This is a genomic window from Shouchella rhizosphaerae, from assembly GCF_900142675.1.
Lineage (GTDB): Bacteria > Bacillota > Bacilli > Bacillales > Bacillaceae_D > Shouchella > Shouchella rhizosphaerae.
This window is the reverse complement of sequence record NZ_FRBS01000002.1, coordinates 206,889-219,831: the sequence shown is the minus strand read 5'-3', so window position 1 is coordinate 219,831 and position 12,943 is coordinate 206,889. Positions and strand designations below refer to the sequence as shown.

The window sequence follows — 12,943 nt, the reverse complement described above, 5'->3', positions numbered from 1 at the left end:
GAACGTGGGTTCATGAGCAGCGGTTTTCTTGCGCATGATACGACAGTTTCAAGCATATGAGTGAGGCAAACGACGACGTACGCGAGCGTTTGGCTACAGTCTGGAAGCAGGGCTCCATCCCTGCTTCTTTTTTTCACCTCTTAACTAAGCACTGCTGCTGCTTTTCCCCCATTGCGAAGCCACTGTGCCATCGCTTCAATATCTTTGGCAAATACTCGGTCAGCCGTAATCGTTGGTACAACTCGGCGCGCCTCTACAAAAAAGGCTTTTGTGGCTGGAGCCATCGCCGCTATGCCCCGATATTCAACAGCTTGCAGCCCGCAAATCGCTTCAATTGCGCATATGCGGCGTACATTTTCGACAATCTGCAAAGCATGGCGGGCGGCAATGGTCCCCATGCTGACATGGTCTTCTTGATTGGCCGAGGATGGAATGGAGTCAACGCTTGCTGGATGCGCCAACGTTTTATTTTCTGAGACAAGGGAGGCTGCAACATACTGCATGATCATCGCCCCTGACTGGAGCCCAGGAGCCGGGCTTAAAAATGGCGGCAAATCATTCAGCTGTGGATTGACGAGTCGTTCGACGCGCCGCTCTGCAATATTGCCAAGCTCCGCCATCGCAATGCAAAGAAAGTCCATCGCAAACGCAATCGGCTCGCCATGAAAGTTACCGCCAGAAATCACTTTCTCCCCTTCATCAAACAAAAGAGGATTGTCTGTCGCGGCATTCATTTCAATAAGCAACTTATCCTTTACATAGCCGAGCGCTTGCCAAACGGCGCCGTGAACTTGGGGAATGCAGCGAAGGGAATAGGCATCTTGGACCCGTTTCTCCCCTTGTTTGGTCGTTAATTTACTCCCTTGCAAAAGATGCCGCATCCGTGCAGCAACGTCTATTTGTTCTTGGTAGCCTCTAGCAACATGAACGGCTTGATCGAAAGCATCGATAATGCCCTGAAGCCCTTCCATCGTCACCGCAGCAATCTGCTCCCCTTGATACGCCAATTTTTCTGCTTCTAAGTAAGCGACAACCCCGACGGCTGTCATCGCTTGTGTGCCGTTTATGAGGGCTAACCCTTCTTTCGCTTGCAGCGTAAGAGGTTGAATACCGAGTTTAGCAAAGCACGATGCAGTACTCATACACTCGCCGCGATAACGGACTTCTCCCTCTCCGATTAACACAAGGGCTAGATGGGATAATGGCGCCAAGTCGCCGCTCGCCCCGAGCGACCCTTGTGAAGGAATACACGGATAAATATCTTTATTGATCAACTCGAGCAGCATTTCCACAACTTCTAATCGGACACCGGAGAACCCTTTTGCGAGTGCATTAGCCCGCAGCACCATCATTGCCTGGGAAATTTCATCGGAAAAATAACTGCCTACCCCACATGCATGGGATAAAATTAAGTTTCGTTGAAGCTCCTCCGTATCGGCAGCGGCAATTTGAACGTCACTGAACTTTCCAAACCCCGTATTGATGCCATATACGGTTCGTCCGTCTTGGACGATCTTTTCAACAGCCCGACGGCTTGCTTCAATCTCGTTAATGCACGATTGGCTTAAGCCTACCTTCACCCCTTTGTACAAAATCGCTTCCATGTCATCCAGCGTCAACGAACGCCCTGTTAAAATAACCATATCTTCACCCCTCTATTAGACTAAAGGCCACAAAAAAGAGGCTGCCGCTTTGAAATCCGGTGATTTCAAAAAGCGGCAGCCTCTGTGCCCTACATGACAGGCTAGGCGATGTATGGAATTGAGCCTCTGTGGCATCGCCATAAGATCCTCTCCAAAAGTTCCGACTATTAGGATACAGTTTATGCTTACATGGTCCAATTGTCAATGGTAGAAAATAGCGTGCTTTGGATGGTAACTGAAAGCCTCACCATAAGTCGACAGACTAAAAAAGATATTGCAAGATCATCATGGTGAACACCCCCGATAAAACAGTGGCTAATAAGCTACGGGAAATGATCGCTACTAAAAAAGTCGGTATAATGGCGTAAATATTTAAATTATACAACGAAAAGGAAATATTCCCCTCTTGATTAATGAAGATTTCTTGACCTAGTAATGCAGCGATAATCGCTATAGGCACGTAATCAAGCCATTTTAATAACCACGCTGGTAACTCCATTCTAGTCAGTACAACTAATGGCAGGACTCGTGGGATAAAGGTAACAAGTGCTGTGGCTATAATGACCAATAAAATATACGAATTTATTTCCATTGTTTTATCACCATCCCGATAGTCGTCGCAATTAACGTAGCAATAATGACCGACCAGCTTCCTGGGATCAAGTAATGAACACCAATCACCAACACAATGGCAAGCAAGGCAACGGTTAAATCAATGGCATATTTCGAACGACTGATCATTTGCAATACTAACAAACCCGCGAACATGGCAGGCAAAGCAAAATTGATTCCTAATGCGCTTATATCCGTGACCAGTTCACCAAATAGGCCTCCTAGCACATTTGCTAATACCCAATTGATGTAAGCTGTTATATTTAGCCCGAGCATCCAATAAAACCGGTTTCCGTTCATACTTGGTAAACGGTTTGCTGCTACGCCAAATGTTTCGTCTGTTACTTGTGCACCAATCAATATATTCTTCCCGATAGAAAGATTCTTTAAATAAGGTGCTAAAGCAGCAGTCATTAACAAATGGCGAATGTTTATAAAGAAAATCGTAATCGCAATGGCAATGACTGAAAAGGAAGCCCCGATCATGCTTGCAGCAATAAATTGTGCAGAACCAGCATAGAGAAATAACGACATTAATGTAATTTCAAGTACACTTAAACCTGCCGTTTTTGCAACGACACCCGCAGCAAAACCAATGCTTAAATAACCTAACAATGTAGGTACACACGCATAGACGCCATCCATAAATGCTGCTTTTTTTTCTGTAGACTGCCAAGGATTTTCTTTTGTTTCCGCCTTCATTTTTTGTTCTCCACTTCCTCCACCTGTCAATTGTTATATGTTACAATTCATTTAAACTAATTTTAGAATAAGACTGTATAACAGTAAATAAACACACATAACAGATGGAGGTGTTTTTTTGAAAATAGAAATAAATCGGCATTCTGACATACCGATTGCCCAACAAATTCAAGAGAACATCGCTGACCGGATTCGCTCCAACTTGCTCGAAGAAGGAAGCAAGTTACCATCTGTCCGTAAACTAGCAGAACAAACTGGAGTAAGTCTTATGACTGCAAATAAAGCTTATAACCATTTAGAGAAACAAGGGTTGATTGAAAAAGTCCAAGGATTAGGGACTTATGTCCGAAAAAATAGCAGGACAAGCAAAACGGAAAACGAAAAAAAGCTGCTATCTTATGATTGGCAATTAACGGTTACTGATTACTTGCCACGTGCTCAGTACATGCAATTTAATACAGGGAAAGAAAAAATCCAGTTTTCCTCCTCTAAGATATGGCCCAACTTACTTCCGAACCGTTACCTCATAAAAGAAACAATACAGATCCTTTCGGAGGAACCATATATACTTTCTACTTATGGAGAAGGACGAGGAGACATTACGCTAAGAAAAGAAATGTCCGCTTATTTAAAACATTTAAAGATAGCAATTGAACCAGACGATATTGTCATTACAAATGGGGTTCAACAAGGCATTGATATTGTTGCCCGTAGTTTTGTTGGTCCAGGAGACGTTGTGGTTACCGAGACTCCTACTTACTCGGCGGCAATTGACGTATTCAGAGGCAGAGGAGCATCGATTGTATCGATTCCAGTTGACGAGAACGGAATGAGAGTGGATTTACTGCCATCATTGAAAAATAAACCAAAGGTGATTTATACAATCCCCTCTTTTCAAAATCCAACTGGAACATTGCTCAGTAAAAAGCGACGGCAACTACTGCTTGATTTTGCGCAATCGAACGAGATTATTATAATCGAAGACGATTCTTGGAGTGAAATTTATTTTGACAGTAAACCCCCGCTGCCAATAAAAAGCTTAGATGAGTATGGTCATGTGATTTATTTGAAAGGATTAAGCAAAACGCTGTCTCCAGGGTGTCGAATTGGGGTGATGGCTACTTCTGGTACGAATTTGAACAGAATCATAGCCGCCAAAACTATTACCGATTTAGGCACTCCTCTATTAAACCAAAAGGCGGTGCTGTCTTTTTTACGTTCGAATCGAATGAAAGAGCATATAAAAAAGCTGCGGATCGCTTTAAAATTAAGAAGGGATCGCGTTATCGATCTTCTCACTGTATATGCCCCGAAGGAAGTAACGTGGATTCTCCCAAAAGGAGGAGTCAATATTTGGATATCGCTGCCCCCTTGGGTCGATACCAATCAAATGCTGTTTGAAGCAAAGAAATTTGGTATCTCCTTTCTCCCTGGATCTGCTTGCTACCCTAAAGAACCTGCCATGAATCATCTGCGGCTGTGTTTTGCTGCTGTAGATGATCAATTATTAGAAACGGGCATCAAGACACTTTGTAAAATTTTTACGGCCTTTATTGAAGAACGAAATGAAGAATCAAACATGCCTCTTGTTTAACCAAGTCATTCTGTAGACTTTCAGTCACTGAATGGCTTTTTTTGCTGGGTATCCAGTAGCAAAAAAGGAACGTTTAACTGTTATATGTCAAACTATACTGTTATACCCAACAAATACTAGAATAATAGAAGATAGAACTATGTGACATTTTAATAAATTAGTAATAGTCTACCTGAGCTAAAATAAATTAACTGAAAATGGAGGACAAAGCGTTGGCTAACTTAGAGATTGCTATTTCCGATAAAGTGCTCACAAGCTACCCTGGCTTGACTATTTCCGGATTGGTAGTAAAAGGGATTGATAGAACAGCAGACCAATCGGAAGAGCTTGAACGTTATCTGAATCGTACCATAGATGAGCATGAAAACACAGACAGTCCATTAGCAAAGCGCGAAATCCAAAGCTGGAGATCGGTTTACAGTGATATGGGAGTAAAACCAAGCAAAGTATTGTGTTCATTTGAAAGTTTATATAAAAGAGTGTCTAAAGGAAAAAAGGTATTCGGTATTAATAAGTTGGTCGATGCCTACAATGCTGTATCTTTAAGGCATTGTTTGTGTATGGGAGGATATGATCTAGACAACATTACCGGGAGCATTTCTTTAAGGTATGGGAGAAAAGGCGAAGAAATGCTTCCTATAGGCGGTGATAAACCTATACAAATAGATGAAAAAGTAGTTGCCTATTCAGATGCAACATCAATCTTATGTGTCTATTGGAACCACCGTGATGCGGACCATACTCAAACTACGAACAAGACCAAAAATGTTGTCTTTTTTGTTGACCAAATACAAGGGGGCGATAACAGAGCAGAATTGGCGTTAACCGATCTGTCTAAATTAATAAGCCGTTTCTCAAAAAATGACGTTGCAATCGACTTTTTCAGTTTGGATAAACAAAAGCCGCTGTACCAACTATGACAATGTTTATTAGGCCTGTGTGATGTACACTATCCCAAAGTTGAAAAGGAGCAAAGATCATGAAACCAATCGCTACTGGAATCGAAACAAGCAAAAATCGTTTAGGATTTCAAACAGCCTGTACACATGGAGGGGATCATTGGAATAAATCAGGCCATTTAAGTCCTCCTATTTGCCAGTCCACTGCTTTCGAATTCCCGACTACTTCCGAAGGCGCCGTTCGGGCAGCAGACATTAAGGCCGATGAATTTTATGGCAGGTGGGGGAGCAGGAATGAACGTGAGTTAGAAGCTTTGATTGCTGCCCTCGAAGAAGCGGACGATGCGCTTTGTGCTTCTTCTGGATTAGGTGCTATCTCCATGATTACACATGCATTTTTAAATCCAGGAGACCATTTTATCGCTGTTCATAACTGTTACTCAGAAACGAAAATATTACATGAGTCTCTAGCAGAGCAGTTATCTGTTGATGTCACGTTTATTGATTCTAGTGACATCCATCACTATAAACAGGCGATTCAACCGAATACGAAGTTAGTTTTTGCTGAAACCCCCGCCAACCCAACTTTAAGTTTAGTAGATATTTCTAAAGTAGCTACGCTCGTTCATGAACAAAGCGATGCGGTCTTTGTAGTCGATTCAACATTTGCTACACCTTATAATCAAAAACCGCTGAAGCACGGCGCGGATATCGTTGTCCATTCTGCCACAAAATATTTAGGTGGGCATTCTGATGTTGTAGCAGGTGTATGTGCTGGTTCAACGGAGTTGATCGATAAAGTTCGCCATAAATATTCTTTCCATGGTCCGCACCTAGACCCTTTCGGAGCGTGGCTGCTATGTAGAGGTATTCGAACTCTTGGGCTAAGGATGGAAAAGCATAACGAAAACGCGTTGAAATTAGCTCAATTTCTAGAGACACACCCGAAAATTAGACAAGTGTTTTATCCATTTTCTGAAAGCCATCCTCAATACAAACTAGCTACTAACCAAATGACTGGCGGCGGTGGCATGATTTGTTTTGAACTTAAAGATGGTATGGATGGCGGGCTTGGCTTAATTTCAAACGTTAAATTAAACAAGATGGCTGTCAGTTTAGGCGGGTATGCAAGCACCATTACCCATCCAGCATCGATGACACATAATTTATTGCCGAGAGAAGAACGTGAAAAAGGCGGCATTACAGATGGCATGATAAGGTTTTCTGTCGGAATTGAAGAATATGAGGATATAAGAGACGACTTATCCCAAGCGCTTGATAAAATATAAGGCATTGGCGTCACGCATGTGAAAATTGGCAGTGAGAGGAGGAAAATGAATGGAACACAAATTGGAAAAAGCTACTTTTTCAAAAGATATTAAAAATCGAGTGAGAGCCCTCCAGGAACGAGATAACTGGCGGAATTTGTTCACGATTGCTTTTGACTGGCTTGTCATTATTGGAGCGATTGCGTTAGTTCAAACATTTCCTATGTGGTGGGTGTATTTAATATCTATAGCCATCATAGGAAGTAGAATGAGGGCATTTGACAACCTTATGCATGAGGCGAGCCATTTTCAATTATTTAAGAATAAGATACTGAATAAATGGATTGCCTGTTTTTTTGTAGCTTTTCCGGTGTTTACTTCGTTTACTGCCTACTGTCAATCCCATTATTTGCATCATCGGCATTTATGGCATGAGCAAAAAGATCCAGATACGAAACGATATGCGTTAATGGGGTTAGATAAACCACAAGATGACATTCGCTCATTCATCCTCAGACATGTTTTAAAACCGTTAACGTTAACCCACGTTCCTAAATACATTTACGGGACCATTAAAGTTAATATTTTGACCAAAGAAGAACCAATCTCTGAAAAAGTCGCGAAGTCTTTATTTTGGCCAGTTATCGTGCTATTAAGTGTGGTGTTTGATTTTTGGTTAGAGCTTTTCCTATTTTGGTTTATTCCTTTATTGACCACGTTTCAAATTATACGCTACTGGGCGGAGATGGCTGAACATTCAGGTTTAAAAAACACGCATGAGCTTTATTCAAGCAGAAATACGTTCGGGAACCCAATACAACGTTTCTTTCTCCATCCTCATCACGATAATTATCATTTGGTTCATCATCTCTTTCCAGCCGTTCCCCATTATCGTTTAAAAAAAGCGCACACGATCTTAATGGAGAATGAGAGCTATAGAGAAGCGCATCATTGTACCGGTTTCTTCAAATCATTTTTACCAGGTTTTTATAGTGTCATTCAAGATATTTGCGGATTACGTTTCCGAGAAAATCGGCCAACTAAAAAAGCAGAATAAGCGTACTGAGAATTGGACGTTAGTGGCTCAGGTCGCCTACGCGTTAACAGCCTTGCTGGACAAGCAGACAATAGACATACGAAAAAGGTGTTATGGCGGACACAAACATCCCGCACCACTGCTTGCGTGGTGCGGGATTGTTTTGGAATGAGCCCATTGCTCCCCTATTGGCGAATTAAAACTTGCTTTGGTAAGAGGCAACTTCCCAAGGATGCACACTCGTACGGAAGTCATCCCATTCGCTGCGTTTTAATTCAATGTATTCTTCAAACGCGTGATCGCCAAGAGTTTTGCGGCCAATAGTACCTGTTTCAAAACGATTAATCGCATCTTCAAGGCTTGTTGGCAAGTTCTCAATCGCCCGCTCCTTAATTTCTGCGGAAGACATGCTGAAAATATCAGCATCTACAGACGCAGGGCATTCGATTTCGTTCTCAACGCCGTCCAATCCAGCAGAGGCGATAACCGCAAAAGCAAGATAAGGGTTGGCGGATGGGTCTGGACAACGGATTTCCACACGAGTGCCAGGGCCCCGCGTAGCCGGGATGCGGACAAGCGCCGAACGGTTGGAAGCAGACCAAGCGATGTAACAAGGTGCTTCGTAGCCTGGAACGAGGCGTTTGTATGAGTTAACGAGTGGATTCGTTATTGCCACAAAGTCTTTGACGTTGTCAAGCAAGCCCGCGATAAAGTGATAGGCCGTCTTGGAAAGCGCATTTTTATCGTCTTCATTGTAGAAACTGTTTTCTTGCTTTTCGATATCGAACAACGACATATTGACGTGCATGCCGTTTCCGTTTGCTCCACCAAGTGGTTTTGGCATGAACGTAGCGTGGAGGCCAAATTGTTTCGCAACTGTTTTTACAACCCATTTATACGTTGTTGCTGCATCGGCAGACCCTAACGCATCCGAATATTTAAAATTAATTTCATGCTGGCCGACTGCCACTTCATGGTGAGAAGCTTCAATCGTGAAGCCCATCATCCGCAGTGCTTTGTAAATCGCGAGGCGCACTTTTTCACCGTCGTCTTTTGGAGAAGGTTCAAAATAGCCACCAGCGTCTTGCGTACGCATCGTCGGTTCGCCATGTTCATCCGTGTCGAAAAGGAAAAACTCAAGCTCTGGGCCTACGCTAATCGAGTAGCCTTTGTCGGCTGCACGCTTAACCGTTTTTTTTAAAATGTTCCGTGGATCGCCCTCAAAATCAGAGCCATCAGGATTTTTCACGCTGCATAAAAAACGTGCTTCTGAGTAGCCTTCTTCTTCCGTCCAAGGAAGAACGGCAAACGTAGTCAAGTCGGGGGACAAGTACAAGTCTGATTGGTTAATTGGTGTAAAACCTGTAATCGAAGAACCGTCAAACATGGTTTTGCCGTTCACAGCTTGATCCAATTGCTCTGCCGTAATCGTCACATGTTTGAGCATGCCTTCAAGATCAACAAACTGCATATGAAGCAGCTCGACATTTTTCTTTTCAATCGTTTCCCGGATCGTCTCAATTAAGCTTTCACGAGTTGGCGCTTGTGTCGTCATCTCTAACACTCCCCTAAAGTAGATGAACAGTTCATCTTTTTCTTGTTTTCTACTTTATGACGACACTCCCCTTTATGCAATCGATTTGTCAGATTATCTGACACACTAATATTCAGATAATAATGGCAAAACCATCCAATTGGATGGTTTTACTGTCCGGTCAACTCTGGCTGTTTTGGTTTGCGCACAAGCGCCATAATTCCAGCAATAATATACAACAGCATTGGCAGGAATGGGATGATGAATGCGAGCGTAAAAGGGGCCATAATCGCATAAAGAAGTGTAGACCCTAAAAACAATATGCTTGCAACCACGGGCTTTTTGCCAACGAGGACCACCGCAACAATCCCAGCAACTCCCGCTATAAAGGAAGCAAGTGTGTACATTCCAAAATTGAGTTCTTCAAAAAACGCAGAAGTCGCAGCAGCATCTTCTTGGCTGACTATAGGCGGGTTTTCCTCTCCTTCCCACAGCTCACTATCTTCATTGGCCATTTCCATAAAAAAGTCTTCATAGAAGCCTTGGCCTTGGAGCGCCATAGCTCCTCCTAAAAACAATGTTCCGAGCATAAACAACACTATGCCGATAATGCCAAGAACACGTTCCCCAGTTCGTTTCACCATGTTTGACACCCTTTCATGTTTAGTTAATTACATATGTATTACGTATGTCCTCGTCTATTCGTTTCATCCTTATCGTACCATGTTCCTTGCCAAAAATATAATAATCGACCATCTGGAAAGAAGCAACGGGAAACCTTTTGTCTCGTTCTATTTTTAGTGCTATGTTAACAGTAAAGAACTTTCACAGAAAGAGGGGTACGATGATACGGACGTTTAAACCAGCGGACAAAGATTACATCATTCAATCACATTACAAGTTGTATCACAACGAATTTCAATATGACTTATCGTTTCGTGATTTTATTGCTGACAGTGTAACGGGGTTTATGGACAGGTCCAATCCACGAGAAAACATCTGGATTTTAGAGATCAACGGCAAACAAAAAGGCTCCATTAGTATAAAAGAGGCGGACGATGACACGGCACAGCTCGGTTTGTTTCTCCTTGACCCTTCTACAAGAGGGTGTGGCTACGGACAGAAGTTGCTGGAAACAGCAATTGATTTTTGCAAAGAAGCAGGTTATGAGACCGTGATTCTGTGGACAAATAGCGAACTCACAGCGGCACGAAAGCTCTATCAGCGAAATGGATTTGAGCGAACAGAAACAAGAGTCCGGCTGTTGTCAAATAAAGAACGGACCGAAGAGCAATGGGCACGGCCCCTTTCGTTTTGCTAATTGTGTGAATAGACAATTTGCCTAAACAAAAGGAAAGGCCAATCAACAATGCATGCATCGTGATTGACCTTTTCATAGACGTTTATGCACTTACGATAAACGCTTGCCTGCCTTGCCGTTCGATGAAGCCCACTTCCGTTGATGACCGCCTCGCCGTCCGTCGCGGCCCCGTTTTTGCCCCCAAGGGCGACGATCGCGATCATTATGACGGCGGCCATCACGGCCCCCATTTCCGTGGCGCTTTTTCGTACGCAGTGGCGCTTCGCTTGTGAGTTTCACAGGCGTTTGGTCTGGCTCTTTTGTCAGCAATTTCAACGCCGCCGCCAAGGCCGTGACTGCATCTGTTTCTTGGAGCAGTTCTTTGGCTGCTACTCGGTAGCTGTCTTGCTCGCCCTTTGCAGCCAATTCACGAAGTTCGTTTAAAGTTGACTGTTTTTGACCTTCAAGCGCTTCCTCATATGTCGGCTTCGGCCGCTGAGTCATCCGTCTTTTCGAGACACTTTCAATCAATTTGACGTGCTCACGTTCTGGTTTTGTTGCAAGCGTAATCGCAATGCCAGAACGGCCCGCTCGTCCAGTACGACCGATACGATGGACGTAGCTTTCTGGATCTTGAGGCAAATCAAAGTTAAAGACGTGTGTAACGCCGCTAATATCAAGGCCACGTGCTGCAACGTCGGTAGCAACGAGGACATCGATTAAACCTTCTTTAAATTTGCGCAAGACGCTGTTACGTTTCGCTTGGTTTAAATCGCCATGCAAGCCTTCAGCCCGGTAACCTCGTTTAATAAGAGCTTCCGCTAGCTCATCGACGCGCCGTTTAGTCCGTCCGAACACAATGGAAAGATCAGGCGTCTCTAGATCAATTAGGCGGCAGAGCACATCAAATTTTTCCCGTTCATGGACTTCAATAAACTGCTGGGCAATGTTTTCCATTGTCACTTCTTTTGCTTTCACAGCTATCCGTGTTGGGTTTTTCATAAACTTGCTGGCTAGTGACTCCATCCGCTTTGGCATTGTTGCTGAAAAAAGCAATGTTTGCCGTGTTTCTTGAGGTGTCTCTGCCAAAATCGTTTCAATGTCCTCAATAAAACCCATGTTCAACATTTCGTCCGCTTCATCCAATACGACCGTTTCAATCGACTCAAGGCGGATTGTTTTACGACGCATATGGTCAAGCAAACGCCCTGGCGTAGCAACAATAATGTGCGGGCGCTGTTTCAAGGAGCGGATTTGTTTGCCAAAGTCTTCACCGCCGTATACAACGGTTGTGCGTACTCCTTTGACACGTCCAAATTGACGCAATGCCTGCTCAACTTGGTTGGCTAGCTCCCTCGTTGGCGCCAATACAAGACCTTGGACAAGAGGATTGCTTGGGTCAATGCGATTGACTAATGGAATGCCAAACGCACCTGTTTTGCCAGTGCCTGTCTGGGCTTGGCCAATCACATCTTTGCCTGCGAGTACGAGCTCAATCGTCTCTTGTTGGATTGGCGTGGCTTCCGTAAAGCCGATATTCGTTACTGCTTGGACGACAGAAGCATCCAAGCCAAATTGTTCAAAATTTGCCAAGTGATAAAAACTCCCTATATATAGATTGAACGCCTTTCGTACTTAGAAAAGGCTGCCTGGATGCAAAAAGCCAGTCGCTAGGCTCGCTTTCAACATCGAGACAGCCTTATGATCAATTGCTTTCTTACATAGACGCACTATCGCTAAGCGCATACCGCACAAAAGGCGCTCCGTTGTTCTCAAAGAAATATCATACCATAAACAGAATATGGATGCAAGAGCGAATAAAAGACAACAAGAAGGGCGGCTTGATCGATTGCCCCCCAAAAAGATCGATTTGATCACATGCTACTGCGCTTTTGTCGTTTCGAGAAAAGTACGGAACTCGTCTTTCGTATGGTCGCCGACAATCCGGTCAACTTCTTTGCCGTCTTCAAAATAAATAAGCGTCGGCGTGTATTCAATGCCATAAGCAGAATCATCGTACTCTAGCACATTGAATTGGTCAATATAGATGTCTTCTTCTCCTGCCACATCCATTAGTTTTGGCGTCGCTTTCTTGCAATACTGGCAAGTAGGAGAGAAAAAGTAAACAACTGCGTCTTCTCCCGCTTCAAGTTTTTCTGCCAACGCATCAGGCATAATAATGTTTTGGTAATTTTCATCGTTCAGCTGGTCAATTGTGGCCGCATTTAAGTCATCTTTATCGTAAAGGTCGTTATTTGCTAAACGGTTGTTGTTATTAACAGTTTGAATAATGATAAGAACAATGAACAGCGCTAGTACGCCTGCGCCAATAATCAGTAACTTCTTCATACGTCT

12 protein-coding genes are annotated in these 12,943 nt (G+C 43.5%); 5 read left to right on the top strand and 7 right to left on the bottom strand.

The window, feature by feature from the left end; translation table 11 throughout:
* Nucleotides 1-140 precede the first annotated feature (140 nt).
* The 3 genes from hutH to BUC05_RS07105 form a co-directional block, all read right to left on the bottom strand.
* Nucleotides 141-1,643 carry a histidine ammonia-lyase gene (hutH, locus tag BUC05_RS07115; RefSeq protein ID WP_063608970.1) on the bottom strand — a complete coding sequence of 501 codons (1,503 nt, stop codon included), beginning with the start codon at nucleotides 1,641-1,643 and terminating at the stop codon, nucleotides 141-143.
* A 262-nt stretch (nucleotides 1,644-1,905) separates the two neighbouring features.
* The gene (locus BUC05_RS07110) at nucleotides 1,906-2,235 is read right to left on the bottom strand and encodes an AzlD domain-containing protein (protein WP_011248768.1); all 330 of its coding nucleotides are present in this window, start codon (nucleotides 2,233-2,235) and stop codon (nucleotides 1,906-1,908) included.
* On the bottom strand, nucleotides 2,226-2,957 hold the full coding sequence (locus BUC05_RS07105; protein ID WP_063608969.1) for an AzlC family ABC transporter permease: 732 nt from the start codon (nucleotides 2,955-2,957) through the stop codon (nucleotides 2,226-2,228). The genes BUC05_RS07110 and BUC05_RS07105 overlap by 10 nt, the downstream gene beginning before the upstream one ends.
* A gap of 118 nt (nucleotides 2,958-3,075) precedes the next feature.
* Between BUC05_RS07105 and BUC05_RS07100 the strand changes: the two genes are divergently transcribed.
* The 4 genes from BUC05_RS07100 (at nucleotide 3,076) to BUC05_RS07085 (ending at nucleotide 7,775) form a co-directional block, all read left to right on the top strand.
* Nucleotides 3,076-4,551 (top strand): MocR-like pyridoxine biosynthesis transcription factor PdxR, encoded by a 1,476-nt coding sequence (locus tag BUC05_RS07100; RefSeq protein ID WP_063608968.1) that lies wholly within the window; start codon nucleotides 3,076-3,078, stop codon nucleotides 4,549-4,551.
* Between the two features lie 212 nt (nucleotides 4,552-4,763).
* Nucleotides 4,764-5,471 carry a B3/B4 domain-containing protein gene (locus BUC05_RS07095; protein ID WP_073304422.1) on the top strand — a complete coding sequence of 236 codons (708 nt, stop codon included), beginning with the start codon at nucleotides 4,764-4,766 and terminating at the stop codon, nucleotides 5,469-5,471.
* A gap of 59 nt (nucleotides 5,472-5,530) precedes the next feature.
* The gene (locus BUC05_RS07090; RefSeq protein ID WP_073304420.1) at nucleotides 5,531-6,739 is read left to right on the top strand and encodes a trans-sulfuration enzyme family protein; all 1,209 of its coding nucleotides are present in this window, start codon (nucleotides 5,531-5,533) and stop codon (nucleotides 6,737-6,739) included.
* A 49-nt stretch (nucleotides 6,740-6,788) separates the two neighbouring features.
* Nucleotides 6,789-7,775, top strand: a complete 987-nt coding sequence (locus BUC05_RS07085) for a fatty acid desaturase family protein (protein WP_063608965.1) — start codon at nucleotides 6,789-6,791, stop codon at nucleotides 7,773-7,775.
* Nucleotides 7,776-7,950: 175 nt separating this feature from the next.
* On the opposite strand, the gene glnA is transcribed toward BUC05_RS07085, so the two are convergent.
* Nucleotides 7,951-9,309 (bottom strand): type I glutamate--ammonia ligase, encoded by a 1,359-nt coding sequence (gene glnA / locus BUC05_RS07080; protein WP_073304418.1) that lies wholly within the window; start codon nucleotides 9,307-9,309, stop codon nucleotides 7,951-7,953.
* A gap of 149 nt (nucleotides 9,310-9,458) precedes the next feature.
* Nucleotides 9,459-9,932: a DUF4064 domain-containing protein gene (locus tag BUC05_RS07075; protein WP_063608964.1), complete on the bottom strand. Its 474-nt coding sequence runs from the start codon at nucleotides 9,930-9,932 to the stop codon at nucleotides 9,459-9,461.
* A 200-nt stretch (nucleotides 9,933-10,132) separates the two neighbouring features.
* On the opposite strand from BUC05_RS07075, the gene BUC05_RS07070 reads away from it, so the two are divergent.
* Nucleotides 10,133-10,609, top strand: a complete 477-nt coding sequence (locus BUC05_RS07070; RefSeq protein WP_063608963.1) for a GNAT family N-acetyltransferase — start codon at nucleotides 10,133-10,135, stop codon at nucleotides 10,607-10,609.
* 90 nt (nucleotides 10,610-10,699) lie between these two features.
* Here BUC05_RS07070 and BUC05_RS07065 read toward each other — a convergent pair whose 3' ends face one another.
* Nucleotides 10,700-12,181, bottom strand: a complete 1,482-nt coding sequence (locus BUC05_RS07065) for a degradosome RNA helicase CshA (protein WP_073304416.1) — start codon at nucleotides 12,179-12,181, stop codon at nucleotides 10,700-10,702.
* Between the two features lie 288 nt (nucleotides 12,182-12,469).
* Nucleotides 12,470-12,937 carry a thioredoxin family protein gene (locus tag BUC05_RS07060; protein WP_011248778.1) on the bottom strand — a complete coding sequence of 156 codons (468 nt, stop codon included), beginning with the start codon at nucleotides 12,935-12,937 and terminating at the stop codon, nucleotides 12,470-12,472.
* Between the last annotated feature and the right edge of the window lie 6 nt (nucleotides 12,938-12,943).

Bases quoted from the DNA above. Each gene is read 5' to 3' on its own strand.
- hutH (WP_063608970.1), bottom strand. From the start codon at position 1,643: ATGGTTATTTTAACAGGGCGTTCGTTGACGCTGGATGACATGGAAGCG.
- BUC05_RS07110 (WP_011248768.1), bottom strand. From the start codon at position 2,235: ATGGAAATAAATTCGTATATTTTATTGGTCATTATAGCCACAGCACTT.
- BUC05_RS07105 (WP_063608969.1), bottom strand. From the start codon at position 2,957: ATGAAGGCGGAAACAAAAGAAAATCCTTGGCAGTCTACAGAAAAAAAA.
- BUC05_RS07090 (WP_073304420.1), top strand. From the start codon at position 5,531: ATGAAACCAATCGCTACTGGAATCGAAACAAGCAAAAATCGTTTAGGA.
- BUC05_RS07085 (WP_063608965.1), top strand. From the start codon at position 6,789: ATGGAACACAAATTGGAAAAAGCTACTTTTTCAAAAGATATTAAAAAT.
- glnA (WP_073304418.1), bottom strand. From the start codon at position 9,309: ATGACGACACAAGCGCCAACTCGTGAAAGCTTAATTGAGACGATCCGG.
- BUC05_RS07075 (WP_063608964.1), bottom strand. From the start codon at position 9,932: ATGGTGAAACGAACTGGGGAACGTGTTCTTGGCATTATCGGCATAGTG.
- BUC05_RS07070 (WP_063608963.1), top strand. From the start codon at position 10,133: ATGATACGGACGTTTAAACCAGCGGACAAAGATTACATCATTCAATCA.
- BUC05_RS07060 (WP_011248778.1), bottom strand. From the start codon at position 12,937: ATGAAGAAGTTACTGATTATTGGCGCAGGCGTACTAGCGCTGTTCATT.